Source organism: Burkholderia sp. NFPP32 (genome assembly GCF_900119325.1).
Taxonomy (GTDB): Bacteria; Pseudomonadota; Gammaproteobacteria; order Burkholderiales; family Burkholderiaceae; genus Burkholderia; species Burkholderia pyrrocinia_C.
The window spans coordinates 168,661-193,843 of sequence record NZ_FPJP01000009.1 but is presented as its reverse complement, the minus strand read 5'-3'; the positions used below and the strand labels follow the sequence as shown (position 1 = coordinate 193,843).

The window sequence follows — 25,183 nt, the reverse complement described above, 5'->3', positions numbered from 1 at the left end:
CATCGAAGCGGAAATCCGGTTACCGGGAATGAAATAAAAGAGACGAGGTTGGTCGCGGTCGGCGCGACGTCGGATTCGGGGTAGTTATAAAGACGGGTTGAATCTCCGGATTCAGTCGGGGGAGAGCTCGTCCATAAATAACACTCCGTATTCCTAATGTACGTAACGAATTAACGGAACGGGCCGCAAAGAGACGGCGTGCCCGGGCTATCGGACGCCCTGTCGATTTGCGCGGTCGGTGCGTGTCGCGTTCGACACGCCCGGGCCGGGCATCGGGAACAGGTTCCGCACTGAAGTCGCAATCGCAGTCGAAGTCGAAGCTGTCAATAAAAGTAAGTAGTCCGTATTCAAACCAGACGCTACAAAACGGAGCAGAACAGCATGAAGAGGAATCAGATTTCGGCGCTTGCCGCCGCCATGTTCACGGGTGCAGGTGTGCTGATCGCGGGAGTCGCGCACGCGGACAATTTCGTCGACCGCGGCAACCCGGACAACGCGCTGAACGGCCAGTGCATCGACGGGACCAACCCGCTCTGCGTGGCAACGAAGAGCGGGAGCTACGTGGCGGTGAGCACCTCGAACGTGACGCAGGGAACGAATGCCAGGGCCGGCACCAGCGGTATCGCGATCGGCGATCAGTCGAATGCAAGCAGCAAGGGCGGCACCAGCAGCGGCGGCGCGATTGCGATCGGCGTCGGCTCGCAGGCGCTGGCGAACTCGGCCACGGCGATCGGCACGGTGGCGGTCGCGCAAGGCAATACGTCGCTCGCGGTCGGCCGCCAGTCGGCCGCGGTCGGCGATTTCTCGATGGCGCTCGGCAACGTCGCGGATGCGCACGGCACGAGCTCGATCGCGCTCGGCCACTCGGCGCTGGCCAGCGGCGATCGCTCGATCGCGATCGGCGGCGCCAACCCGACGTCGAGCGACGGCGTATCGAACGGCGCCGCGTACGACGCGGCGACGCAGACGCGCGCCGGCGGCACGCAATCCGTGGCGATCGGCGCGGGCGCGCAGACGAACGACAACAACCAGGTGGCGATCGGCTCGGGCAGCGTCGGCGCGAACAACGGCGGCACGCCGGTATTCGGCGGCACGGCCGCGCCGGTCGGCGGCGCGGTGTCGTTCGGCGCGCTCGGCAACGAACGCCAGCTCAGGAACGTCGCGGCCGGTGCGGCCGATACGGACGCCGTCAACGTCCAGCAGTTGAAGAACGTGAACAGTACCCTCAGCACGGGCATCGGCAACGTCGACGCGCGCGTGACGTCGGTCGGCAATTCGTTGTCGACGTCGATCACGAACGTCGACCAGCGTGTGACCAATGTGGGCAACAGCCTCAGCACGAGCATCGTGTCGGCAACGCAGAACGTCGTGAAATACACGGACGATTCGCATGCGGCGATCGCGCTCGACGGCAGCAAAGGCACCACGATCGGCGGCGTCGCGGCCGGCGTGGCCGATACCGACGCGGTGAACGTCGGCCAGTTGAAGGGCAGCGTCGCGCCGCTGCAAACGTCCATCTCGACGGCGGCTTCGAACATCGCGAACCTGCAGAACAGCGTCTCCGGCATCAACACGTCGCTGAGCACGGCGGCCTCGGACATCGGCAACCTGCAGGCGGCCGATACGCGCAACGTGAAGTACGACGGCGCGAGCGGGTTCGACTCGGTGACGTTCGCCGGCACCAACGGGACCACGCTGCACAACGTCGCGGACGGCAAGGACGTGCATGACGCGGTCAACGTCGGGCAACTGAACGGCGGCCTCGCATCGCTCAGCACGAGCGTGACGAACAACCTCAGCACGACGCTCGGCAACCTGAGCACGTCGATCACCAGCCAGATCGGCGCTGCGACGAAGAACGCCGTGCAGTACGACGACGACGCGCACGGCGGCGTCACGCTCGGCGGCCAGGGCGCGCAGGCGCCGGTCGGCCTGCACAACGTCGCGGACGGTATTGCCGCGGGCGACGCGGTGAACGTCGGCCAGCTCGGCAAGGCGACCGACACGCTCAATCAGTCGATCGCGACCGTCGGCAACCAGGTGACGACGAACACGGGCAACATCGCCGCGCTCCAGCAGGATGCGCTCCAGTGGAACGCGGGCCTCGGCGCGTACGATGCGAGCCACGGCGGCAACGGCCCGCAACTCATCAGCAACGTCGCGGCCGGCAAGAACGGAACCGACGCGGTCAACGTCGATCAGTTGACCGCGGCGATTCACGACGGCACGAGCCAGCTCGATGCGCTGGCCGTGAAGTACGACGATGCGAGCAAGCGGCAGGTTTCGCTCGGCGCGGGCAACGGCGGCAGCCCGGTGCGCGTGACCAACGTCGCGGAAGGCAACGTGGCGTCCGGCAGCACGGACGCGGTGAACGGCGCGCAGTTGCGCCGCGCGATCGACGGCACCGCGGCCGCGCTAGGCGGCGGCGCGACGGCGAATCCGGACGGCTCGATCGGCGCGCCGGCTTACAAGGTCGGCGGCGGCTCGTTCAACAACGTCGGCGACGCGCTGACGAACCTCGACGGCCGCGTCGGCAGCAACACGACGACGCTCGAGAATCACGAAACGCGCCTCGGCAATGCCGAAACCAACATCGCCGGCAATACGGCCGCGATCGCCGGGCTGCAGCAGGACGCACTGCAGTTCGACCCGAAACTCGGCGCCTACAGCGCGGCGCGCGCCGGCGCGCCGACGAAGCTGACGAACGTGGCCGACGGCAACGTCGCCTCGGGCAGCACGGACGCGGTGAACGGCGGCCAGCTGTCGGGCGTGAAATCCGCTCTCGAACAGCAGATCACGCAGGTGTCCAGTCAGACCGGCGAGGCGGTGAAGAACGTCGTCAAATACGATGTCGACGCGAACGGCAACCGGTTGAATTCGGTTTCGCTCGTCGGCGGCGACACGAACTCGGCCGTCGTGCTCAAGAACGTCGCGGCGGGCACCAGCGATACCGACGCGGTGAACGTGAAGCAACTGAAGGACGTGCAGTCGAATCTGAACCAGCTCGGCGCACTCGCGGTGCAGTACGACGACAGCTCGAAGAGCACGATCACGCTCGGCGGCGCCGGCGGCACGCGCATCACCAACGTGCAGGCCGGCACCCTCAGCGCCACCAGCACGGACGCGGTGAACGGCTCGCAGCTCTACGCGACCAACCAGCAGGTGTCGAAGAACACGACCGACATCTCGAACCTGCAGGGCAGCGTGACCAACATCGCGAACGGCAAGGCCGGCCTCGTGCAGCAGCAGGACCCGAACGGCGCGATCACGGTCGGGAAGGACACGGGCGGCACCAGCGTGAATTTCTCGGGCACGGCGGGCGACCGCACGCTGACCGGTGTCGCGGCGGGCGTGAACGACAACGACGCGGTCAACGTCGGCCAGTTCAACAACGCGATGAAGAGCGTGGCGGCCAACGACAGGATCCGCACGGCGGCGACCGATGCGAACACGACGTGGATCGCGCGTGCCGATGCGGGTTCGATCGGATCGACGGCGACCGCGACCGGCAAGAACGCGGTGGCGGTCGGCCAGGGCTCCGTCGCCGATCGCGACAATTCGTTCTCGGTCGGCGCGAAGGGCAGCGAGCGCCAGATCACGAACGTCGCGGCCGGGACTGCGCCGACCGACGCGGTGAACGTGCAGCAGCTGAACGACAACCTCACGGCCGCTTCGACGCAGGCGAAGAGCTACACCGACCAGCGCATCGGGCAGGTGTACAACTCGTTCAACGACCTGAAGAAGGACATGTACGGCGGCGTCGCGTCGGCGATGGCGGTGGCCGGCCTGCCGCAGCCGACGGGCGCGGGCCGCTCGATGGTGTCGGCGGCGACCTCGAACTATCACGGTCAGCAGGGGTTTGCCGCCGGTTACTCGTACGTGACGGAGAGCAATCGCTGGGTCGTCAAGGCGTCGGTGACGGGCAACAGCCGGTCGGATTTCGGCGCGGTGGTGGGCGCGGGGTATCAGTTCTGACGCAGGTCGCGCAGCGTCGAATGGCCGGGGGGGCCGGGCAGCGATTGTGATGCCTGGTACCAGCGGGAAATCCTTGGCCCGGGGTCAGTCGGCTGACCTCGGGCCATCGATGTTCGACGTGGTGCTTAAAATCAAGGCATCGGGAAATACCGAATCTCCTCAACGGATACACACGGGCGGAAGACCAACGACCCGTCGTGGCGTGGAGGTTTATTCGGCCCGACACCGCCTAGATTCTCGCGAGCGTGCTGTGATCGGCCTCACCGCCGAAATATTTCTCGAGCGCCTCCACGAACACCGCGTTATCGGCAGTCGCATGCGCGAACAACGTGACCGACGACCGGAATTTCAGGTAATCCGGATACCCGAAAATCGTCTGGATCGAACTGCCTTCGACCTGATTGACCAGCCGCGTGCATTCCCGCAGCCTTTCGCCGAGCAGCGGATGCTGAAGATACGCGACGGCTTCGGCCAGTGTCGTGATCGCATACCGTTGCGCCATCGCGCTGTCGCCAAGCCCTTCGATCTGCGGAAACACGAACCACATCCAGTGGCTTCGCTTGTGTCCGTTCTTCAGCTCGTCACATACCTGCGCATACACCGGATCCTGTGCGTCGACAAAGCGCTGAAGATCATGGGGATCGTCCATTTCGCCCTCCGTCCGTTCCGGAGCGGCAAGCCGCCCGAGCGCTCATTGTGAGCGTGACCCGGATGGTGTGCAAACGCCCCGTTGACCGTGTGCTCACCCGGCTTCGCATCGCGTCCCGCGAGTGGGAGCGATCGGATTTGCTGCAGTGCAGTGCACTGCGATCGATCGCCCGCAAGTGACGTCGCGCATGCCGTTGGATGGCGACGTGCCGGCAACCGGCGTAGCATTCAGACATGCGGCCGGCCGCGATCCCGACCGACGGATCGGCGGCACACCCCGATCCGGCCGCAGCCGGCCTCGCATGACGGCCCGGCAAAGGAGCCTCGATGCGCTCGCAAGCAACGTCCGTCTCGCGCCTGAGGCGCTATGGGATCATGGCTGCGGTCGTCGTCGCGTGCCTGATCGTCATCGGGCGCATCACCGGTATCCTGGTCGACTGGCTCTGGTTCTCGTCGATCGGCTATGCCGGCGTCTTCTGGACGATCCTGTCCGCGAGGGTGCTGCTGTTTGTCGCGGTGCTCGCCGTGTCGGCGGCCGCGATCGGCGCGTCGGGGTTGCTCGCGCATCGTTTTGCAAGGTCCGTCGATGTCTGGCAGGTAGAGGAAGCTTCGTCGACGCGTGCGGAGGATGTCCTTCGAGCGCTCGCAGCGGAGGTCGCATCGCGCGTTCCATGGCGCGCGGTCATCGCCGCGGGTGCCGTCTTCCTCGGGCTTGCGATCGCCGCCGGTGCGATGTCGAGTTGGGATGTCGCGCTGCGCTTTCTGCATCGGGTGCCGTTCGGCGCGCGCGATCCGATCTTCGGCAAGGACATCGGCTTCTATCTGTTCGCGCTGCCCGTCTGGATCGGGCTGAAGAACCTGCTGCTGCAAGTGGTCGTCTGCTGCGCGATCGTCGCGGCCAGCGTCTACTGGCTGCGCGGCGACATCATGCTGCGCCCGCGGAAGGGGCTTTCGTCGGCTGCCGCCGTTCACGGTTCGGCGCTGCTGGCGCTGTTCTTCCTGCTGAAAGCCTGGTCCTGGTGGCTCGAACGCTTTCTGCTGCTCTACGACAACAACGGTGTCGTGGTTGGCGCCGGCTATACGGATGTCCACGTGATGCTGCCGGTGCTGTGGCTGCTCGTCGGCCTCGCCGTTGCGTCGGCCGTTGCGATGCTGGTCAACCTGCGCCGGCCCGGCTATCGGCTGCCGGCCGCTGCGGTGCTGCTGGTGTTCGGCACTTCGTTTGCGCTCGGTATCGTCTATCCCGCGCTGTTCCAGCGCTTCTACGTCAAGCCGAGCGAGCTGCAGCTCGAGACGCCCTATATCCAGCACAACATCGCGTTGACGAGGCAGGCTTACGGTCTCGCGCAGATCGAGGTCAAGCCGTTTGCGGCGGGGCAGGGCCTGAATCTCGCGGCGCTGCAGGCCAATCGCGCGACCGTCGACAACATCCGCCTGTGGGATGTGCAGCCGCTGATGGATACCTATGCGCAGTTGCAGGAGATCAGGACTTACTACAAGTTCTTCTCCGTGGATATCGATCGCTACCGGCTCGACTCCGGCTACCGGCAGGTCATGCTGTCGGCGCGCGAACTGGAGCAGACGATGCTGCCGGAGAACGCCCGAACGTGGGTGAACCTGCATCTGCTGTTTACCCACGGCAACGGCGTCGTGATGTCGCCGGTCACCGAGAAATCCACGGAAGGCCTGCCGTCGCTGTATCTGCGCGACATTCCGCCTGCCGCGGACGGCGGGCCGGCGATCCACGAACCGCGCATCTACTTCGGCGAAGGCGGGCAGGGTTATGTGATCGTGAAGGGCAGCGTGCCCGAATTCGACTACCCGAAGGGCGACAGCAACGTCTACACGTCCTACAGCGGGCGCGACGGTGTCGCGATCGGCGGCGCGGCGCGGCGCAGCCTCTTCGCATGGCAGTTCGGCGATCCCAACATCCTGCTGACGCACTACATCACGGACGACAGCAGGATCCTGTTTCACCGCAACATCCGGGACCGGATACGCACGATTGCGCCGTTTCTCGCGCTCGACCACGACCCGTATGTCGTGGCAAGCAACGGACGCCTGTTCTGGATGCAGGACGCCTATACGACCAGCCGCTGGTTTCCGTATGCGCCGCCCGGTGTCGGCGACGGCGCCAACTACATTCGCAACGCGGTCAAGGTGGTGGTCGACGCGTACAACGGCACGGTCGACTTCTACGTCAGCGATCCTTCCGATCCGCTGGTTCGGACTTACGCGCGCATCTTCCCCGGCATGTTCAAGCCGCTCGACGCGATGCCGCCGGATCTTCGACGGCATATCCGCTACCCCGAGGATCTGTTCCTGATCCAGGCGAACCTCTACCGCGCTTATCACATGGATGCGCCGGAAGTGTTCTATAACCGCGAGGACCTCTGGCAGTTTCCTCGCGCGCTGGGCGATATCGACGGGGGCGACGCAGCGAACGCGCAGATGGCGCCGTACTACACGATCATGAGACTGCCCGGCGATGCGCAGGCCGGCTTCGTACTGATGCTGCCGATGGTGCCGAGCCAGCGCGAGAACATGATCGCGTGGCTGGCCGCGCGTTGCGATCCGCCCGGGTACGGCAAGCTGATCGTCTACGCGTTCCCCAAGGACAAGCTGATCTACGGGCCGTACCAGATCGAGGCGCGCATCCAGCAGAGCACGGACATCTCGCAGCAGATCTCGCTGTGGAACCAGATGGGCTCGCGCGTGATCCGCGGCCATCTCGTGGTCGTGCCGATCGAGAACTCGATACTTTACGTGTCGCCGCTTTATCTGCGCGCGGCGTCGGGTCAATTGCCGGAGCTGAAGCGGGTGATCGCGGCCTACGGCGATCGCGTCGTGATGGAGGAAAACCTGAGCGAAGCACTCGCAGCGCTCTTCAAGGAGACGGGGCCGGGGCCGGTGGCGGCGCCGGCCCGCGGCGCGGCGGATGCGCGCGCCCGCGAAGCGCTGGCCCATTACGACCGCGCGATCGAGCGGATGAAGGCGGGGGACTGGGCCGGCTTCGGCGCGGAACTCGATGCGCTCCGGCCGTTGCTCGAAGCGCTGGGCGCCGTTCGCGCGGACAACAAGAAGTGATTGGCGCGCGGCCGAGCCGTCAGGTCACCGGCGGCGCGTGCCCATGATCCCCCAGATCCCGCGCCTCGTCGTATTCCCGCGAAATATCCTTGTTCGTGTAGTCCCCGAGCTTCGATGCGGCGACCAGGCTCAGCACCGCACATACCAGCACGTACACCGCGATCGCATACCCCGAGTGGTAGTAGGCAAACAGCGCCGTCGCGATCAGCGGTGCCGGGCCGCCTGCGATGACCGAAGCGAGCTGATAACCCATCGACGCACCGCTGTATCGCAACCGCCCGGTAAACGACTCGGCAATCAACGCAGCCTGCGGCCCGTACATCATCGAATGCGGGACCAGCGACAGCACGATGGCCGCGAAGATCCATACCGGATTCCGGCTGTCGACCATCGCGAAGTAGAGGAATCCGAACACACCGACGGCAGCCGCACCGATCATGTACATCCGCCGCCGCCCGATCAGATCCGACACGTGCCCGAACAGCGGGATGGTGACGAATTCGACCACGGATGCAACCAGCACCGCCGTCAGCAGCAGTTCGCGCGTGACGCCGAGTGCCGTGATCCCGTAAGTGAACACGAACGCCGTAAAGATATAGAACGGCGCCTGCTCGGCCATCCGCGCAAACGCCGACAGCACGATATCCCTCGGCTGCTTGCGCAGCACTTCGAGCATCGGCGTCTTCTCGATCCGGCGCTCGGCCAGCAGCTTCGCGAAGATCGGCGTCTCGAGAATATTCAGGCGGATATAGAGCCCGATCGCGACCAGCAGGATGCTGAGGAAAAACGGCACGCGCCAGCCCCACGCGAGGAAACTGCTGCCGGACAACCAGCTCATGGCGAGCACGGCGAGGTTGGCGAGGAACAATCCCGCCGGCACGCCGAACTGCGGCCACGACGCGACGAAGCCGCGATGCGCATTGGTGCGCGCCCACTCCATCGACATCAGGACCGAGCCGCCCCATTCGCCGCCGACGCCGACGCCCTGAATGAAGCGCAGCACCGTGAGGAGAACGGCGCCCCAGATGCCGATCGTCGCGTAGGTCGGGACGAAGGCCACGGCGAACGTGGCGAGCCCCATCAGCAGCAGGGTCACGATCAGGGTGGCCTTGCGTCCGATGCGGTCGCCGTAGTGGCCGAAGATCGCGGCGCCGACCGGTCGCGCGACAAAGCCGACGGCATAGATCAGGAACGCCTGCAGCGTGCCGACGAGAGGATGGGACTGCGGGAAATACAGCTTTGCGAAGACCAGGCCGGTGACCGTGCTGTAGAGGAAAAAGTCATACCATTCGATCGTGGTGCCGATCGTGCTGGCTATGACGGCGCGGCGCAACTGGCGCCGGGCTTCCTCGTCGGAGAGGGGCGTGGCCGCGGATTGCATGGCAGCCATTTTGATATCTCCCGGAAAAGGGCGACAGAGAAATAAACCATACGCCCCGCGATAGGTTCCGGCAAGTCGCTCTGCATCTTGCCAATCCGAAGGATTGCGAACTTATGCCGGACGTTGGCGACCCGCATGGACAGCACGAGCGCGACGAGGACCGCGTCGATGACGCGTTGGGGCCGCGAGACACAGGCAGCCCCACGCGCCGACGGAGAATGCCGCGAGGATGAGCGCGGCAGATCGAACGAGTGTGACGGGATTCACGGTGACGCTCCGCTTCGATGGAGCGCGCCGCATCCGGGGCGTCCCGGGCGTGCTGGCAACGGACGAGGCCGGCGCGCCTGATGCGAGCAACGTGCTCGATCGCCGTGCAAATCATCGGTACGGTGCCGTACGTGGATCGGGCGTGTTGCGCTTGCCACGCGCGGATCGCGCGGCATCCGGCGACCCGGTGCGTGCGCGGCGGGCAAGTCACCACGAAACCTGCCCCGAAGACTGTTCTTCAGCGTACCGACTCATCGGGCCGTCGCGATGCACGATGACGTTCGGCGCATTCTTCTGTCTGGAGCGGTCCATGAAATATCCGATCTATATCACGCGGCACGGGAATCCCCGCTATCGCGGCGCGCTTCAGGATTTTCCCGAAGTCGATGTGGAGGGCGACTCGTATGGCGAGTTGCAGGCGGCCGTCGCGCAACGGGTCATGGCCCTTTATGACCGGTCCGCGCGTCTCGTTCCGCCGCCGACCACGGACATGTCCGTATTGCAGGCGTCGGCGGTCGATGCCGGCGACGGGATCTGGCGCTTCTTCGACATCGACCTGACCCGGATGACGTCGAGTTCCGTGCGGATCGAGCTGTGCCTGCCGAAGCGCATCGTGCACGACATCGATCGGACGGCGGGCGCGCTGCATACGACACGCGATGCGTTCGTGTCGATGGCGTGCGAGCACGCCGCCGACCGGTCCGCGCAGCACGGCGGGTTGCGTGGCGAACCCGTCGCGACATCGCTGTCGGAAGCGGTTTGACGGCCCGGGCGCGCGTGGCCGAGCGGTGCGGCCATCTGGGAGGACGTCTCTTGAAGATTCATGTTGCGCGCGTTTCGCGACGCCGGACCTCGCCATGGAGCAATGCCCGGCCGATTCGCGAGGAGTTCTTCGGCGACGAGCGACTCGCGCAGCATGCGGGCAGCCTGGCTCGCGCGCAGAAGGTGTTGACCGGTGCGGCGTCGGGCCCCTCGCTGGCCGCACGGCTGAAGGACAACGCGGATCATCTGCTGAAGGCCTACCGGAACACGGTGGCCGCGGACGCGCGCGGAGAAGAAATCACGCCCGCGGCGGAGTGGCTGCTCGACAACTACTATCTTGTCGCGGAACAGGTGCGGCAGATCCGCGACGATCTTTCCCCTCGCTATTACCGGCAACTGCCCAAACTGAGCAACGGCCCGTTCGCCGGTTATCCGCGCGTGTTCGGGATCAACTGGTCATTCGTCGCCCATACCGACAGCCGTTTCGATCCCGATGCGCTATGCCGTTTCATGCTTGCCTATCAGGCCGTGGAACCGCTGACGATCGGCGAACTGTGGGCGGTGGCGATCACGCTGCGGATCGTGCTGATCGAAAACCTGCGGCGGCTCGCGGATCAGATCATCGACGACCGGCGCGCGCGGCTCGACGCCGACGCGCTCGCGGATCGCCTGCTCGGCGAAGGCGGGCAGGCGCGGGTGGAGACGGCGCCGCTCGTCGCCCGTTATGAGCAGGCCGTATTGCACGATACGTTCGCGGTGCAGCTGATTCAGCGGCTGCATGATCCCGATCCGGCCGTCGCGCCGGCACTGGCGTGGCTGCATCGGCACCTGGCGGCGCGCGGCGCGACGCCGGACCAGATCGTTGCGTCCGTCAACCATCAGCAGGGCGCCGCCAGCCTGACCGTGCGCAACGTGATCACCAGCATGCGGCTGATTTCGGAGGTGGACTGGACCGATCTGTTCGAGCGCATCAGTCTGGTCGATCAGGTGCTGCGCAGCCACCCGGGCTTCGCGGAGATGGATTTCCCCACGCGCAACCTGTATCGCGACGCGGTCGAAGCGCTTGCCCGCGGCGCGCCGGTCAGCGAGCTCGAGATTGCGCGGCGCGTCGTCGCCGATGCGGCAGCCCGCGCACCGGCCGCCGGCGCGGTACCGGGCCGCGAGACCGACCCCGGTTACTACCTGCTGGCCGACGGCCGCGCCGCGCTCGAAGCGGAGATCGGCTATCGGCCGCCTGTTGCGCTGTGGTTGCGGCGCCTGACCCGCCACGCCGGTCTCGGCGGTTATCTCGGCCGTACCGGGCTGATCGCCGCACTGCTGCTGGCAGGCATGATGGCGTGGCTCGCGCGCGTCGAACCGCCCGGCCACTGGCTGATCTGGCTCGGCCTGGCCGGCCTGCTGCCCGCGCTCGATGCCGCGCTCGCGCTCGTCAATCGCAGCGTGATGCGCGATGTCGGCGCGAACATCCTGCCCGGCCTCGCGTTGCTCGACGGCATCCCGCCGGGCCTGCGCACGATGGTCGCCGTGCCGGTGCTGCTGACGACGGAAGCGGCGCTCGCCGAGCAGATCGAGCAACTGGAAATTCATCATCTGGCGAGCCCCAACGGCGCGCTGTACTTCGCATTGCTCTCCGACTGGGTGGACGCGCCCACTCCGCACGCCGACAGCGACGACGGGCTGCTGGCATCCGCGGCGGCGGGCATCGACCGGTTGAATGGCCTCTATCCGGCGGCGCCGGGCGAAGGCGAGCGTTTTCTGCTGCTGCACCGCAAGCGCGTGTGGAACGACGGCGAACGGTGCTGGATGGGCTGGGAGCGCAAGCGCGGCAAGCTGCACGAGCTGAACCGGTTGCTGCGCGGGGCGTCCGACACGTCGTTCATCGCGCCGGAAGGCCGGCCGCCGCACGTGCCGCCGGACGTGCGCTACGTGATCACGCTCGATGCCGATACGCGGCTGCTGCGCGATACCGTGCGCCGCCTGGTCGGCAAGATGGCGCACCCGCTCAACCGGCCGGTATTCGACTCGGCGAGCCGTCGCATCGTCGAGGGCTACGGCGTGCTCCAGCCGCGCGTGACGTCGTCCCTCGCGAGCGGCGACGAGGGCTCGCTGTTCCAGCGCGTGTCGTCGAGCGCGCACGGCATCGATCCTTACGTGTCGGCCGTATCGGATGTCTATCAGGACCTGTTCGACGAAGGCTCGTATGCGGGCAAGGGCATCTACGACGTCGATGCGTTCGAGGCGGTGCTCGCCGGCCGCGTGCCGGAGAACACGGTGCTCAGTCACGATCTGTTCGAAGGCATATTCGCGCGGGCCGGGCTGGCGTCGGATATCGAGGTCGTCGAAGCATCGCCGTCCCGCTACGACGTCGCGGCGGGACGCCTGCACCGATGGGCGCGCGGCGACTGGCAACTCCTGCCGTGGTTGATTTTCGGCCGCGAACCGCTGACGGCGGTCGGCCGCTGGAAGATGCTGGACAACCTGCGCCGCACGCTCACAGCGCCCGCCATGCTGGTCGCGCTGCTGGCCGGATGGATGCTGCCGCTGCCCGTGTCGCTCGCGTGGAGCGCGTTCGTGCTGGTGACGATCGCGCTGCCGTTCCTGTTGCCCGTCTTGAGCGGGCTGGTGCCGCGCTGGCGGCGCACGCACGTCAAGATGACCACGCGCAGCGTGCTCCATGCGTGGTCGACGGAGCTGCAGTTCGCGTTGACGCGGTTCGGCCTGTCGATCGTCATGCTGCCGCAGCAGGCATGGTCGATGGGCGACGCGATCGCGCGCACGCTGTTTCGCGTGGGGATCAGCCGTCGCCATCTGCTCGAATGGACCACGGCGGCCGAAGCCGGCGCGCGCGACCGGCGGACCCTGGCGCTCACCTATCTGCAAATGCGCGGCGGCGTGACGCTCGCGCTGCTTGCCGCGGCCGCCAACCTGCTGGCGGGCTGGCGCTTCGATCGTCATGCGGGCTGGCTGGCCGCTCCGTTCGCGCTGGTCTGGTTCGCGGCGCCCGCGATCGCCTACTGGCTGAGTCGCGCGCCGCGGCCGGCGGGCGAGCTGGCGGTGGCGCCGCACGATGCGCGCCAGCTGCGGCGCGACGCGCGCCGGACCTGGCGCTATTTCGAGACCTTCGTGACGGCCGACGATCAGATGCTGCCGCTGGACAATTTCCAGGAGGACCCGAAGCCCGTTGGCGCGCACCGGACTTCGCCCACCAATATCGGGCTGTACCTGCTGTCCGCCGTCAGCGCCCGCGAGTTCGGCTGGCTCGGCACGCTGGACGCGGTGTCGCGGCTGGAGGCGACCCTCGCGACGATGCGGCTGATGTCGCGCTATCGCGGCCATTTCTATAACTGGTACGACACCCGCGACCTGCGGCCGCTCGAGCCGCGGTACGTGTCGTCGGTCGACAGCGGCAATCTCGCCGGCCACCTGATCGCGCTCGGCAACGGTTGCCGCGCGTGGGCGAATCAGCCCGCCGGCGTGGGGCGGCAGGCCGCGCACGAAGGAGTCGGCGATACGCTGGCGCTGTTGCGCAGGGCCGTGTGTCGGGATGGCGACGCCCGGACGGCCTTGCACGGCGAATTCGAGCGGGCCGCGACCGAGCTGGAGGAGACGCTCGCCGCACCGGCCGGAGACGACGGTGCAGCGGACGGCCGCGCCGCGACGGAATGGCCTGCGATCACGATCCTCGCCGCGACGGTCGCCGATGTCGCGCGCGCGCTGATGGACGAGGTCGGCCGGGTGCGGGGCGGCGACGTCGACGACGTGCTGTTCTGGGCGCAGGCGCTGGAGCACGCGGTGCAAGGGCATTGCCGCGACGCGACGCGCACGCCGGACGAAGCGGACGTGCTGAACAAGCGTCTTCATGCGCTGGCCGATACCGCGTTGCAGATGGCCTATGCGATGGAGTTCGGCTTTCTGCTCGACCCGGTGCGGAATCTGCTGTCGATCGGCTATGCGGTGGCCGACGGACGGCTCGATCCGGGCAACTACGATCTGCTGGCGTCGGAGGCCCGCCTGGCGAGTTTCGTCGCGATCGCGAAGGGCGATGTCCCGGCGCGGCACTGGTTCCGGCTCGGCCGCCTGGCGACGCCGATCGGGCACGGCGCGGCGCTGATCTCGTGGTCGGGATCGATGTTCGAATACCTGATGCCGTCGCTGGTGATGCGCGCGCCGGACAGCAGCCTGCTCGCGCGTACCAATCACCTGGTGGTGCGTCGGCAGATCGCCTATGGCGACGGGCTGCGCCTGCCGTGGGGCATGTCGGAATCGGCGTACAACACGCGCGATATCGAGCTGACCTATCAGTATTCGAGCTTCGGCGTACCGGAGTTGGGGCTCAAGCGCGATCTCGACCAGAATCTGGTGGTCGCGCCCTATGCGACCGCGCTCGCGGCGATGGTCGCGCCGGACGCCGCCGCGAGCAACTTCGAGCGGCTGCGCGCGGCCGGCGCGTGCGGGCGCTTCGGCTTCTACGAAGCGCTCGACTACACGCCCGCGCGCGTGCCGGAAGGCATGCCGGTGGCCATCGTGCGGGCGTTCATGGCGCATCACCAGGGCATGTCGATCGTGTCGATCGCCAATGCGCTGCTGGGCGGGCGCATTCGCGCGTTCTTCCACGGCGAGCCGGCCGTCCGCGCCACCGAGCTGCTGTTGCAGGAGCGGGTACCGGGCCGGGTCGCGGCCGGGCGGCCGCGGGCCGACGCGAGCCCGGCCGGCAGGATGCACGGCATCGATGCCGGCGTCGCGCGGCGCGTGCTGTCGGCGGACGATCCCGCGCCCGTCACGCATCTGCTGTCCAACGGCCGCTACGCCGTGATGCTCACGGCCGCGGGTTCCGGCTACAGCCGCCGCGACGATCTGGCCGTCACGCGTTGGCGGGAAGACGCGACGCGCGACGATTGGGGCAGCTACCTGTATCTGCGCGACGTCGACAGCGGCGACGTCTGGTCGGCCGCATGGCAGCCCACCGGCGTGGTGCCGGACAGCTACGAAGTGACGTTTACCGAGGATCGCGCCGAGTTCGTTCGTCGCGACGGCACCTTGACGACGTCGCTCGAGGTGGTGGTGTCCGCCGAGGACGACGCGGAGGTGCGGCGGGTGTCGGTGGCCAATGCGGGCGCCCGGGCCCGCGTGATCGAATTCACGTCCTACGCGGAAATCGTGCTCGCGCCGCCCGCCGCCGATCACGCCCATCCCGCGTTCTCGAAACTGTTCATCGAGACCGAGTACGTGCCGGCGTCCGGCGCGATTCTGGCGACGCGGCGCAAGCGCGCGCCGAACGAGGCGGAGGTCTGGGCCGCCCATCTGGCGGTGACTTCCGGCGAAACCGTCGGCGCGGAAGAATTCGACACCGATCGATTGCGCTTCATCGGGCGCGGACGCGGCGTTCGACTGCCGCTTGCGCTGACCGAACGGCGTGCGCTGGGCGCTTGCGAAGGCGCGGTGCTGGACGCGGCGTTCACGTTGCGGCGGCGTCTGCGCATCGAGCCGGGCGCGAAGGCGAGCGTCGTCTACTGGACCATCGTCGCGGATTCGCGCGCGCAGCTGCTCGACCTGGTCGACAAGCATCGCGACGGCGAATCGTTCGCGCGTGCGGCGATGCTCGCGTGGACCCAGGCGCAGGTGCAATTGCGGCATAGCGCGGTGAGCCTCGACGAGGCCGCGTTGTTCCAGCAGCTGGCCGGATACATGCTCTACAGCGATGCGTCGATGCGGCCGGGTTCCGCCGCACTGCTGCGCCATGCGGCGGCGGTGTCGGCGGCGGGCGGCGTGGGCGCGTCGCCGCTATGGACGCATGGCGTATCGGGGGATCTGCCGATCCTGCTGGTGCGGATCGACGACATCGAGCACATCGCCATGGTGCGGCAGCTGATCCGCGCGCACGAGTATTGGCGGACGAAGCGGCTCGAGGTCGACCTGGTCATCGTCAACCAGCGCGCGTCGTCGTATGTTCAGGATTTGCAGGCGGCGCTCGAGGGGTTGGTGCGGGCCCGGCAGCAGCCGGGCGAAGCCGGGCGCGGCAGTATTTTCGTGCTGCGCGACGACCTGATGGCGGCGGCGGCGCGCGCGCTGTTTCCGTCGGTCGCGCGAGCCGTGCTCGCCGCGCGCAACGGCCGGCTGGTGGACCAGTTGCGACGGCTCGCGGGTTCACCGCTGCCCGCCCGCGCGGATGCCGCGCGCCCGTCGCTGCCGCCGCCCGCGTTACTGCCGCCGAAGGGGGCGCAGGCCGGCGCCGGTCTCGAATACTTCAACGGCATCGGCGGTTTCGCGCGCGGCGGGCGCGAATACGTCGTGATCCTGCAGCCCGGTCAATGCACGCCGATGCCGTGGGTCAACGTCGTCGCGAACCCGTCGTGCGGCTTCCTGAGCTCGGCGGAAGGGGGCGGCTATACCTGGGTGACGAACAGCCGCGAGCATCCGCTGACGCCGTGGTCGAACGACCCGGTCACCGATCCGCCCGGCGAGGTGTTCTATGTCCGCGACGACGAAACCGGCATGCGCTGGGGGCCGCAGGCGAACTCGATCGGCGACGATGTGCCGGGTGCGACCCCGTTCGTGGCGAGTCACGGCCAGGGCTACAGCCGGTTTGCGCATACCGCCGCCGAGGTCGCCGTCGAATTGCTGCAGTTCGTGCCGCTGGCCGATCCCGTCAAGATTTCCCGCCTGACCTTGCGCAACCTGTCGGACCGGCCCCGCCGGCTGTCTGTCGCGACCTATGCGGAGTGGGCGCTGGGCGCGTCGCGCAGCGTCGCGGCGCCGCACACCGCGAGCGAGATCGATCCGCCCACCGGCGCGCTGTTTGCCCGCAACGACTGGAGCCAGGCGTATCGCGGCAGGGTGGCGTTCGCCGATCTGTGCGGCCTGCAAACTTCCTGGAGCGCGGACCGGCGCGAGTTCATCGGCCGCAATGGCGTCCTGGGCGATCCCGCCGGTTTCCCGGGCCGCGTCGGCGCGTCGCCGCTGTCGGGCCGCGTCGGCGCCGGGCTCGACCCGTGTGCCGCGTTGCAGACCACGGTCGATCTCGAACCCGGCGATAGCGTCGAAATCGTCTTGCTGCTCGGCGAAGGCGCCGATGCTGCGGCGGCGCGACAGTTGATCGAGCATTACCGTCAGGCGGATCTCGATGCGATATTCGCTGCCGTGACGGCGTTCTGGGACGAGACGCTCGGCGCGCTCCAGGTCGAGACGCCGGACCGCGCGATGGATCTGATGCTGAACCGCTGGCTGCTGTACCAGACGCTGTCGAGCCGGATCTGGGCGCGCGCGGGCTTCTATCAGGCCAGCGGCGCGTACGGCTTTCGCGACCAGCTGCAGGACGGCATGGCGCTCGCGGCCGCCCGTCCGGCGCTGACGCGCGAGCATCTGCTGCGGGCGGCGGCGCGCCAGTTTCCGGACGGCGACATGCAGCACTGGTGGCTGCCGGAAAGCGGCAGCGGCGTACGCACGCGGATCTCCGACGATCGCGTCTGGCTCGCCCATGCGGTCGCGCACTACGTCGACGTCAGCGGCGACCGGGCGATTCTCGATGCGTCGATCCCGTTCATCGACGGGCGACCGCTGGCCGCCGACGAGCAGGACGCGTTCTTCGTCCCGCGCATCTCGGAAACGAGCGCGTCGCTGTTCGAGCATTGCGCGCGCGGGCTGGAGTCCAGCCTCGCGCATGTCGGCGAGCATGGCCTGCCGTTGATCGGCACGGGAGACTGGAACGACGGCATGAACCGGGTCGGCGAGGCCGGGCGGGGCGAAAGCGTCTGGCTCGGGTGGTTCCTGCATGCAACGCTCACGGCGTTCGCCCCGCTCGCCACGGCGCGCGGCTTGGGCGAACTGGCGGCGCGCTGGCTGACGCGCGCCGGCGCGTTGCGCGATGCGCTCGCCGATGCGGGATGGGATGGCGAGTGGTATCGGCGCGGCTACTTCGACGACGGTACGCCGCTCGGCTCGGCCGGCAGCGCCGAATGTTCGATCGACGCGATCGCGCAGTCGTGGAGCGTGCTGTCGGGCGCGGCGGACCCGGCGCGCGCCGCGCAGGCGATGGACGCGCTGGAAGCGCGGCTGATCCGCCGCGACGATGGCCTGGCGTTGCTGTTCGCGCCGCCGTTCGATCGTTCGCCGGTCGATCCCGGCTATATCAAGGGCTATCCGCCGGGCATCCGGGAAAACGGCGGCCAGTACACGCATGCCGCCACGTGGTCGGTGCTTGCGTTCGCGCAAATGGGCGACGGCGATCGCGCCGCGAATCTGTTCGCGATGCTCAATCCGGTCAATCGCAGCCGCACGCGCAGCGGCGCGAATCGCTATCGGGTGGAGCCGTACGTGGCCGCCGCGGACGTCTATTCGGTCGCGCCGCATGTCGGTCGCGGCGGATGGACCTGGTACACCGGTTCGGCAGGCTGGCTGTATCGCGCGGGCGTCGAAGGCCTGCTCGGCCTGCGCAGGCATGGCGACAGGCTATCCATTCAACCGTGCATCCCGCGATCCTGGCCGGGCTTCAGGGCAACGTTGCGCCATGGGGCGTCGCACTACGACATCGTCGTCGAGAATCCGGGCAACGTCAGCAGCGGCGTGTCCCGTCTCGTCGTGGATGGCGCGCGGCTCGCCGCCGGCGAAGCGGCAGTGCGGCTCGTGGACGACGGTCGGCGTCACAGCGTGGTCGTGACGCTGGGGGCCGCACAGGCGGTGCTGCTGTGAGGCGGCAGGTTGGCGCTCGGGCCGGTACGTTAGCGGACGGACTGCGCGCGAATTACGTCCGATCATGAACCGATGTTTCGAATTCCATCGAGACGTCAGCGCATGGGCTTCCATGCGTCGGGCCGGATCGGACGGCGCAGCGGCAACCCGAGGAGATGATCATGAGAAAGCTACATTCAGTGGCAGTCGAGATGGCGATAGTCACGATGGCGATTGTCGTGCTGGCAGGTTGCGGCGGTATGTCTCGCCGCGGAACGGATACGGTGATCGGGGCGGGTGTCGGCGGCGTCGCCGGTGCGGTCCTGACGGGCGGCAGTGCGTTGGGCACGGTTGGCGGCGCGGCCGTCGGCGGGGTGGTCGGCAATCAGGTCGGGAAATAGGCCGGCCGAAGGGCAGGGAATCGGCACGCGCACGCGCCGTCACGACGAAGCGCGTGCGGATACGAGCGTGACCCGGGAGTGCGACCGGTATGTCGGCATTTCTCCTGAACGGTGAGCTGAGGCTGTCCTGGTGGCAGCTTGCGTGGGTCGTGCTCGCGCTCACGCATGTCACCATCATCAGCGTGACCGTGTACCTGCACCGCTGTCAGGCGCACCGGGCGCTCGATCTGCACCCGGGCGTCAGTCACTTCTTCCGGTTCTGGCTGTGGTTGACGACCGGCATGCTGACCACGCAGTGGGTCGCGGTGCATCGCAAGCATCACGCGAGGAGCGAGACCCCGGAAGATCCGCATAGCCCGCGAACCCGTGGCCTCGCGACCGTGCTGCTTCGCGGCGCGGAACTGTACCGTGCGGAAGTGCGGAACGAGGAAACGCTGCGCCGATACGGATCGGGCACGCCGGACGACTGGCTGGAACGCCATGTCTATGCCCGCTATCCGAATCTCGGCGTCGGGCTGCTGGCCGTGATCGACGTCGCGCTGTTCGGGTTGCCCGGCGTCGCGGCGTGGGCGATCCAGATGATATGGATTCCGTTCTGGGCCGGCGGCGTGGTCAATGGTTGCGGCCATTTCAGCGGTTATCGGAATTTCGCGACGTCCGATGCGAGCACCAACCTGTTCCCGCTGGGCATCCTGATCGGCGGAGAAGAGCTGCATAACAATCACCACGCATACGTGACGTCCGCCAGGCTGTCGAACCGCTGGTTCGAGTTCGACATCGGCTGGCTGTACATCCTCCTTCTGGCGGCGTTGAGACTGGCGACGATTCGGCGAGTCGCGACGAAGCCGCGGCTGCTCCCGAACAAGGCAGTGCCCGACGACGCCACGCTGCAAGCGGTCATCCGCAACCGGCATGCGGTGATGGCCGCCTATGCGCGCATGCTCGAACCCGCCTGCCGGCGGGAGCTGCGCCGCATCAAGGACATGAGCCGCGATGACAAGCGCGCGTTTGCGCTCGGCATGAAACGCTGGCTGCGCCAGGCCTGGGGCCATCGGGACAAGCCCGATCTGCGTGCGCTGACGAGCACCAGTGCCAACCGGCGAATACGCGTGTACGTGGATATGTACGAGACATTGCTCGAGCTATGGACGTGGTCGCACGCATCGCACGAGCAATTGCTGGTTCAGTTGCAGGATTGGTGCCGTTGCGCGGAGCAGAGCGGCATCAAGGCGATCGCCGATTTCTCGATGCGCCTGCGCCGGTATGCGTGATCCCGGCACGCCGGTGGCCTGCCATGCGCGACCGACGTGCAACAGTGCGCGGTGCGCATCTGCCGCTCATCTCGCCCGATTGTCGGGACGCGAATAACGCCACTTGCTCGCGTTGGAATTGATGCCGGCATTCTGGCGGATGCGCTTCTCGGCGCGTTCGACGTCGGCACGGGCCAGATCGTCCCGCTGCTTTTGCCGGGTCGCGTCATCGCGCCGATCGATCGAGGTGCCTGAATGATATTTCATGGATCCTCCGGAGTGAGGTGTGCTAGGTGTGCTCGCGTCGCGAGACGCGGCGTCGAGCCGGATGCGGCGGACGAATCAGATCGCTGCGGGAGCGATCTTGCCATCCACGATGTCCTTGCCGAATTGCATCGCCAGGTCGAGTGCCAGCCCCGCCGTCTGCGGAGCGCCATGCTCGAAAATGGTCGAGTAACGCGGCGCCGTTGCCGAGGTCGCCGGGATCGTATCGATGCGCACGATCGAACCGAAGCGCTTCGGACCGGGGGCGTGGGGATCGCCGAACGGCGGGAACAGGATTTGCGAATAGACACGGAGTTCACGTCCGCGATATTCGAGAGTGGGGATGGTCATGATGTGCTCCTGACAGAGCAATCGTTGGCGCCGAAGGATTCAAGGGCGCCGATGCTTCGAAAAAAACGGGCATGTATCTGTAGTGTGCGCGTCCGATACCGGTTACGCAATAAAAACATCGGATACCGAATCATATTTGCGATGCGGGAAAATCGCCCGGCTGCAATGCGGTTTCTGAAGAGTGCGACTTCCAAATAGTCGATACCGTACAGACCCGCGCGTGTCGTCCGGTTCAAGATGAACTCGATACCGAGGAGGCCGCCATGTGCATCCCACTTTCACCCGAGGTCGTCGAGACCCTCAAATCGCTTGATCGAATTCCGGATTCCCAAGCCGATATACCACGCGCCATAGCCAATGAACTGTTGAATCACGGGCTCGCATACGAGTCGCGCACCGGCGGTTCGATCAATATGACGGCCGCAGGCCGGCTGTGGCTGAATCGGTGCGCCGATTATTAAGAAGCGCGCGCGTCGACCGGACGAGACGGGAGTTTTGTCGCGTACAACGCTCCATGGACAAGTGAGGCAATGATGAAAATCCAATCTACACGATGGTTTACGCTGAACCGATATGCGCCTGTTCGCGACGGATGGTATGAGGTGCGGCTGGTGAGCGGAGACACGGCATTTGCGAAGTTTGGCGCCGGCGAATGGACGGAAAAGCCGGTGCTCACCTTTACGCATTGGCGAGGCTTGCGCTCCGATCCGGCCAAGTCGGGCGACCAGGAGACGATTGCCGCGGATGCGACCGCAGCGAAAGGTGTCCGAGATGCGTGGGATGCGTTCTTTCCCGGCGTGGGAGCAGAGCAGCACAAACCACTTGCCGCCGCGCACAGCGACGATACCCGACCCACTGAAGGATCGTGACGGTCGGCTGGGAAACGGATCTCGCCGGATGCGTACGTGCGTCATCGACACCCGGCGAGTCCGCGGCACCTTGCTCGATCGAGCGGCGCTTCGGAGCGGTTCGCGCCAACACCCTACGGCCGCTTCTTGAATTGCTCTTTCGCGTCGCCGAACGACGCTTGTGTCTTTCCGACGACCTGCTGGACCTTGCCCTGCATTCTGGTCACTCGATTTCCCATGACCTTGCCGACCACTTCCCTCAGTTTGCCTTTTGCTTCCGCGATGCGGCCTCTCACCTGATCCCTGTTCATGACACTGCTCCTTGACATTGGTCGCCTGTTTCACCGGTACGAAACCCGGAACCATCGAAGCTTCGTATCGGGCGCTTTAGCGCCGGAGAAGCAGGGTGCCCGAAGACACCCTGCGCGCCATCGTGACGGAAGTCGGTACGATGCCGTACGCGAATCGCCGCGAAGATGGGTTGTCCATATTGTCTTTTTTACACGCTTGGTACGCTTTCGTCCCGTATTCGCCTATGTACGGCATCAGGGTATTCACGAGCCACCCGGGGCGAATCATGGTGTGACGAATATTTCTATGGGATGTACGCCGGGATCGTTCCTGGCTATCGGTCTGACCGGCGACGCATCCGACGCTCGTGGCCACCAGATCGACAAACGTCGCACCATTGATGCAGGCGTCGCATCGACCCTTGCTCGCCTTACACGACAGCCAAAGACTCGTGCGAACTCGCCGGCAAGGCACGCAACGTGCTGGTATTCCCATCAGTCATCGCAGCCGGTTTTTTCGTCGGCGGCCGGTAGGGTGAAGGCTCGCTGCGCGTCGGCGGCAGTACCGTGGGGTAAGACAGCACCACGACCGGTTCGATCGGGCTGACGCACAACGGGTGAATGGCCGGCGTGACGCTCGAAGGCACGAAGGTCACCCGGCTCAGGTCGCTGTAATCAGCGGCGGAGGCCGGGCGGTTTTGTATTCGTGTGTTGTTTTCAATCTTGCGGAGGGCGTATGAACATTCTCACGAGCGCGGGCCCGCTGGTTTCGCTGATTGCCGGCATTCTGATTCTGGTGGTGCCACGTCTGTTGAATTACATCGTTGCGATCTACCTGATCGTCATCGGGTTGCTCGGGCTGTTCGGAGGACATCTCCACTGAACCGGGCCCCTCACGAAAAAGCAGGGTGGCGAACATTGCACGCAGCACCCGCGATCATCGGCCCGTTGACAGGTCGAGTGGCGGGCGGCAACGTGCTGCACAACGTGACGAGCTAGCCCACTGGCCACGCACGGTTCGCGATATGGCGGCTGAACGCCGGCCTGGCCTCGTGGAGGCCGTGAGGCGCGTTGCGCGCGCCGCTTATCTCGCCCGATTGTCGGGACGCGAATAACGCCACTTGCTCGCGTTGGAGTTGATGCCGGCGGCATCGCGGGTGCGCTTTTCGGACCGTTCGATGTCGGCGCGGGCGAGATCTTCCCGCTGCTTTTGCCGGGTAGCCTGATCGCGTTGATCAAGTGTCGTGCCTGAATGATGTTTCATAGATCCTCCTGACTGGAGCGTACTGCGTATCGATATCGACCAATGCCGCGAATGCGTGCCGACACAGAATGGGCGAGCGAAAGGGGGAAGTCGGTACGATGCCGTGCAGTGGCGGTTGGCGTCACTCCAGATCGGCAGGCAGGAGATTTGCGGCGATGTCCGCGCGGGCCCGCGTGCGTCCGGTACGTTGGCGGACAGACTCCACGCCCGCGTCCGTCCTTGGTATTGGTCGTGTTGCTCATCCTGATGCTGCTGGGCAGGCGGTGACGCGGGACATCATCGATGCTGCAGGTTCATGGAAAGACGGCCGCCCGGCACCTTGCGTGTCGGGGGGGCATCGCGCCAAACCGTTCGACCGAGGCACGCATCGTGCCACTGCGCCCGCGATGGATCTCACGCATAACGACGCATGAGCGGCGCTGCCGAAATGCCGTGCAGCACGATCGACACGGCGATGATGGCCAGTACCCACGAAACCAGCGGCAACAGTTCCGCACGCGGCCCTTGCTCGAGCGCCAGCATCAGGTAATACAGGGAACCCACGCCGCGAATGCCGAACCAGCTGATCAGCCGGCGCTGGCGGTGCGACGCGCGGGAGCCGATCAGCGCGAGCTGGATGGCTGCCGGCCGGATGACGAACAGCAGTGTCGCGACCACGGCCGCGCCCGTCCAGGTGAGCATATCGGCCCAATAGCGGGAGACGAGCGCGCCGATCAGCAGGATCAGCACGGCTTCGGCGATGTGTTCCAGCTCGGCCGTGAACCCCATGACCGATTCCGCGACGAAGGCATGGGCTTTGTCGGGATCGGTGGCGGTGGCCTCGACATCCTCGCTGTCCACGACGCCGACCGTCTCCTTCGGCGTCTTCCGGCCGCTCGTTCGATGTTCGACGCGCCGCATCGCGACGCCCGCGGCGAATACGGCCAGGAACCCGTAGCCATGAATGGCGAGCGTCACGCCGTACGACAGCATGATCAGACCCAGCGCGAAGAACCCTTCGAAGCCGAGGGCCTGTCCGTGATGACTGCGCAGGAATGCGACGAGCCGGGCTGTGACGAAGCCGAACAGCCAGCCGGTGCCCACGCCGGATGCGATGCCCCATGCAATGCCGCCGACCATGCTCCAGTGAAGCTCCGACGTCGTGCCGGAGCCGCACAAAAGCAGGCCGAGCACCGCGCACGGGTAGGCCGTGCCGTCGTTGATCCCCCCTTCGCCGGACAACGAAAAACGCACCAGCTCGACATCGCCCGCGTCGCGCACGCCGACGTCATGAGCAAGTACCGGGTCCGTCGGCGCGATCATCGCGCCCAACAGTACCGCGACGCCGAGACTCAAATGCAACACCAGCACGCCGAGCACGGCGATCGACGCGACGGTGAAGATCATCGCGACGACGCCGAGCCGCAGCGGCAGCATCCAGCGGGGATCGGCGGGCGGGACACGCAGCTTCAGGCCGATCGCGAACAGCGAGATCAGCAAGCCGATTTCGGCGGCGATGCGCAAGTGCGTGACGTCATCCGGCGATGTCATCGACAGGAAACCGGTACCGGCCGGTCCGATCAGAAAGCCGATCCCGAGATACACCATGGCCGCGCTCAGCGGCAGGCGCTTGAGCGACGATCCGATGAGTCCCATGAAAATCAGCAGGGCTCCGAAGATGAGGCATCCGATGGTTTCGGTCACGTTGTATCCCTTGCATGGATAACGTCGCGCTCGCCGCGTGTCGAGCGC

Annotated in this window: 16 protein-coding genes and 1 pseudogene; 10 read left to right on the top strand and 7 right to left on the bottom strand. The window is 66.5% G+C overall.

Features of this window, described 5'->3' with window-relative positions:
• Positions 1 to 381: 381 nt before the first annotated feature.
• Positions 382 to 3,975, top strand: coding sequence for a YadA family autotransporter adhesin (locus BT264_RS19030; protein ID WP_072439634.1), 3,594 nt, complete (start codon positions 382 to 384; stop codon positions 3,973 to 3,975).
• A gap of 229 nt (positions 3,976 to 4,204) precedes the next feature.
• Here the strand turns inward: BT264_RS19030 and BT264_RS19025 are convergent, their stop codons facing one another.
• The gene (locus BT264_RS19025) at positions 4,205 to 4,624 is read right to left on the bottom strand and encodes a DUF1810 domain-containing protein (RefSeq protein WP_072439636.1); all 420 of its coding nucleotides are present in this window, start codon (positions 4,622 to 4,624) and stop codon (positions 4,205 to 4,207) included.
• A 326-nt stretch (positions 4,625 to 4,950) separates the two neighbouring features.
• On the opposite strand from BT264_RS19025, the gene BT264_RS19020 reads away from it, so the two are divergent.
• Positions 4,951 to 7,710 (top strand): UPF0182 family membrane protein, encoded by a 2,760-nt coding sequence (locus BT264_RS19020; RefSeq protein ID WP_072439637.1) that lies wholly within the window; start codon positions 4,951 to 4,953, stop codon positions 7,708 to 7,710.
• Positions 7,711 to 7,729: 19 nt separating this feature from the next.
• Here BT264_RS19020 and BT264_RS19015 read toward each other — a convergent pair whose 3' ends face one another.
• Positions 7,730 to 9,100, bottom strand: a complete 1,371-nt coding sequence (locus BT264_RS19015) for an MFS transporter (RefSeq protein WP_034182297.1) — start codon at positions 9,098 to 9,100, stop codon at positions 7,730 to 7,732.
• 568 nt (positions 9,101 to 9,668) lie between these two features.
• Here BT264_RS19015 and BT264_RS40520 point away from each other — a divergent pair.
• The 4 genes from BT264_RS40520 to BT264_RS18995 all read left to right on the top strand — a co-directional run bounded on the left by BT264_RS40520 (position 9,669) and on the right by BT264_RS18995 (position 20,456).
• On the top strand, positions 9,669 to 10,121 hold the full coding sequence (locus BT264_RS40520; RefSeq protein ID WP_072439844.1) for a type II toxin-antitoxin system HicB family antitoxin: 453 nt from the start codon (positions 9,669 to 9,671) through the stop codon (positions 10,119 to 10,121).
• Positions 10,122 to 10,171: 50 nt separating this feature from the next.
• Positions 10,172 to 18,805, top strand: a complete 8,634-nt coding sequence (locus tag BT264_RS19005) for a GH36-type glycosyl hydrolase domain-containing protein (protein ID WP_072439638.1) — start codon at positions 10,172 to 10,174, stop codon at positions 18,803 to 18,805.
• 161 nt (positions 18,806 to 18,966) lie between these two features.
• Complete coding sequence (locus tag BT264_RS19000; protein ID WP_072439846.1) at positions 18,967 to 19,185, top strand: glycine zipper 2TM domain-containing protein; 219 nt, start codon at positions 18,967 to 18,969, stop codon at positions 19,183 to 19,185.
• A gap of 89 nt (positions 19,186 to 19,274) precedes the next feature.
• Complete coding sequence (locus BT264_RS18995) at positions 19,275 to 20,456, top strand: DesA family fatty acid desaturase (RefSeq protein WP_072439639.1); 1,182 nt, start codon at positions 19,275 to 19,277, stop codon at positions 20,454 to 20,456.
• 66 nt (positions 20,457 to 20,522) lie between these two features.
• Here BT264_RS18995 and BT264_RS18990 read toward each other — a convergent pair whose 3' ends face one another.
• Both BT264_RS18990 and BT264_RS18985 read right to left on the bottom strand, forming a co-directional pair.
• Positions 20,523 to 20,702 carry a hypothetical protein gene (locus BT264_RS18990; protein WP_072439641.1) on the bottom strand — a complete coding sequence of 60 codons (180 nt, stop codon included), beginning with the start codon at positions 20,700 to 20,702 and terminating at the stop codon, positions 20,523 to 20,525.
• Between the two features lie 75 nt (positions 20,703 to 20,777).
• On the bottom strand, positions 20,778 to 21,050 hold the full coding sequence (locus tag BT264_RS18985) for a hypothetical protein (RefSeq protein WP_072439643.1): 273 nt from the start codon (positions 21,048 to 21,050) through the stop codon (positions 20,778 to 20,780).
• A 263-nt stretch (positions 21,051 to 21,313) separates the two neighbouring features.
• Between BT264_RS18985 and BT264_RS18980 the strand changes: the two genes are divergently transcribed.
• Together BT264_RS18980 and BT264_RS18975 are read left to right on the top strand one after the other, a co-directional pair.
• On the top strand, positions 21,314 to 21,511 hold the full coding sequence (locus BT264_RS18980) for a hypothetical protein (RefSeq protein ID WP_072439645.1): 198 nt from the start codon (positions 21,314 to 21,316) through the stop codon (positions 21,509 to 21,511).
• Positions 21,512 to 21,583: 72 nt separating this feature from the next.
• On the top strand, positions 21,584 to 21,919 hold the full coding sequence (locus tag BT264_RS18975; protein WP_072439848.1) for a hypothetical protein: 336 nt from the start codon (positions 21,584 to 21,586) through the stop codon (positions 21,917 to 21,919).
• A gap of 113 nt (positions 21,920 to 22,032) precedes the next feature.
• Here BT264_RS18975 and BT264_RS18970 read toward each other — a convergent pair whose 3' ends face one another.
• A complete protein-coding gene (locus BT264_RS18970) occupies positions 22,033 to 22,209 on the bottom strand; it encodes a CsbD family protein (RefSeq protein ID WP_072439850.1) in 177 nt (58 codons plus the stop codon).
• A 278-nt stretch (positions 22,210 to 22,487) separates the two neighbouring features.
• Here BT264_RS18970 and BT264_RS40515 point away from each other — a divergent pair.
• Positions 22,488 to 22,761 (top strand): annotated as a pseudogene (locus tag BT264_RS40515) (twin-arginine translocation pathway signal); the annotation flags it as partial.
• Positions 22,762 to 22,924: 163 nt separating this feature from the next.
• Positions 22,925 to 23,071, top strand: a complete 147-nt coding sequence (locus tag BT264_RS18960; protein WP_072439647.1) for a DUF3096 domain-containing protein — start codon at positions 22,925 to 22,927, stop codon at positions 23,069 to 23,071.
• A 201-nt stretch (positions 23,072 to 23,272) separates the two neighbouring features.
• Here the strand turns inward: BT264_RS18960 and BT264_RS18955 are convergent, their stop codons facing one another.
• Positions 23,273 to 23,452, bottom strand: coding sequence for a hypothetical protein (locus BT264_RS18955; protein ID WP_072439650.1), 180 nt, complete (start codon positions 23,450 to 23,452; stop codon positions 23,273 to 23,275).
• 393 nt (positions 23,453 to 23,845) lie between these two features.
• The gene (locus BT264_RS18950; RefSeq protein ID WP_072439652.1) at positions 23,846 to 25,135 is read right to left on the bottom strand and encodes a cation:proton antiporter; all 1,290 of its coding nucleotides are present in this window, start codon (positions 25,133 to 25,135) and stop codon (positions 23,846 to 23,848) included.
• Positions 25,136 to 25,183: the final 48 nt, after the last annotated feature.

Coding starts and splice junctions, on each gene's coding strand:
- BT264_RS19030 (WP_072439634.1), top strand. CDS start 382: ATGAAGAGGAATCAGATTTCGGCGCTTGCCGCCGCCATGTTCACGGGT.
- BT264_RS19025 (WP_072439636.1), bottom strand. CDS start 4,624: ATGGACGATCCCCATGATCTTCAGCGCTTTGTCGACGCACAGGATCCG.
- BT264_RS19020 (WP_072439637.1), top strand. CDS start 4,951: ATGCGCTCGCAAGCAACGTCCGTCTCGCGCCTGAGGCGCTATGGGATC.
- BT264_RS19015 (WP_034182297.1), bottom strand. CDS start 9,100: ATGGCTGCCATGCAATCCGCGGCCACGCCCCTCTCCGACGAGGAAGCC.
- BT264_RS40520 (WP_072439844.1), top strand. CDS start 9,669: ATGAAATATCCGATCTATATCACGCGGCACGGGAATCCCCGCTATCGC.
- BT264_RS19000 (WP_072439846.1), top strand. CDS start 18,967: ATGAGAAAGCTACATTCAGTGGCAGTCGAGATGGCGATAGTCACGATG.
- BT264_RS18995 (WP_072439639.1), top strand. CDS start 19,275: ATGTCGGCATTTCTCCTGAACGGTGAGCTGAGGCTGTCCTGGTGGCAG.
- BT264_RS18990 (WP_072439641.1), bottom strand. CDS start 20,702: ATGAAATATCATTCAGGCACCTCGATCGATCGGCGCGATGACGCGACC.
- BT264_RS18985 (WP_072439643.1), bottom strand. CDS start 21,050: ATGACCATCCCCACTCTCGAATATCGCGGACGTGAACTCCGTGTCTAT.
- BT264_RS18980 (WP_072439645.1), top strand. CDS start 21,314: ATGTGCATCCCACTTTCACCCGAGGTCGTCGAGACCCTCAAATCGCTT.
- BT264_RS18975 (WP_072439848.1), top strand. CDS start 21,584: ATGAAAATCCAATCTACACGATGGTTTACGCTGAACCGATATGCGCCT.
- BT264_RS18970 (WP_072439850.1), bottom strand. CDS start 22,209: ATGAACAGGGATCAGGTGAGAGGCCGCATCGCGGAAGCAAAAGGCAAA.
- BT264_RS18960 (WP_072439647.1), top strand. CDS start 22,925: ATGAACATTCTCACGAGCGCGGGCCCGCTGGTTTCGCTGATTGCCGGC.
- BT264_RS18955 (WP_072439650.1), bottom strand. CDS start 23,452: ATGAAACATCATTCAGGCACGACACTTGATCAACGCGATCAGGCTACC.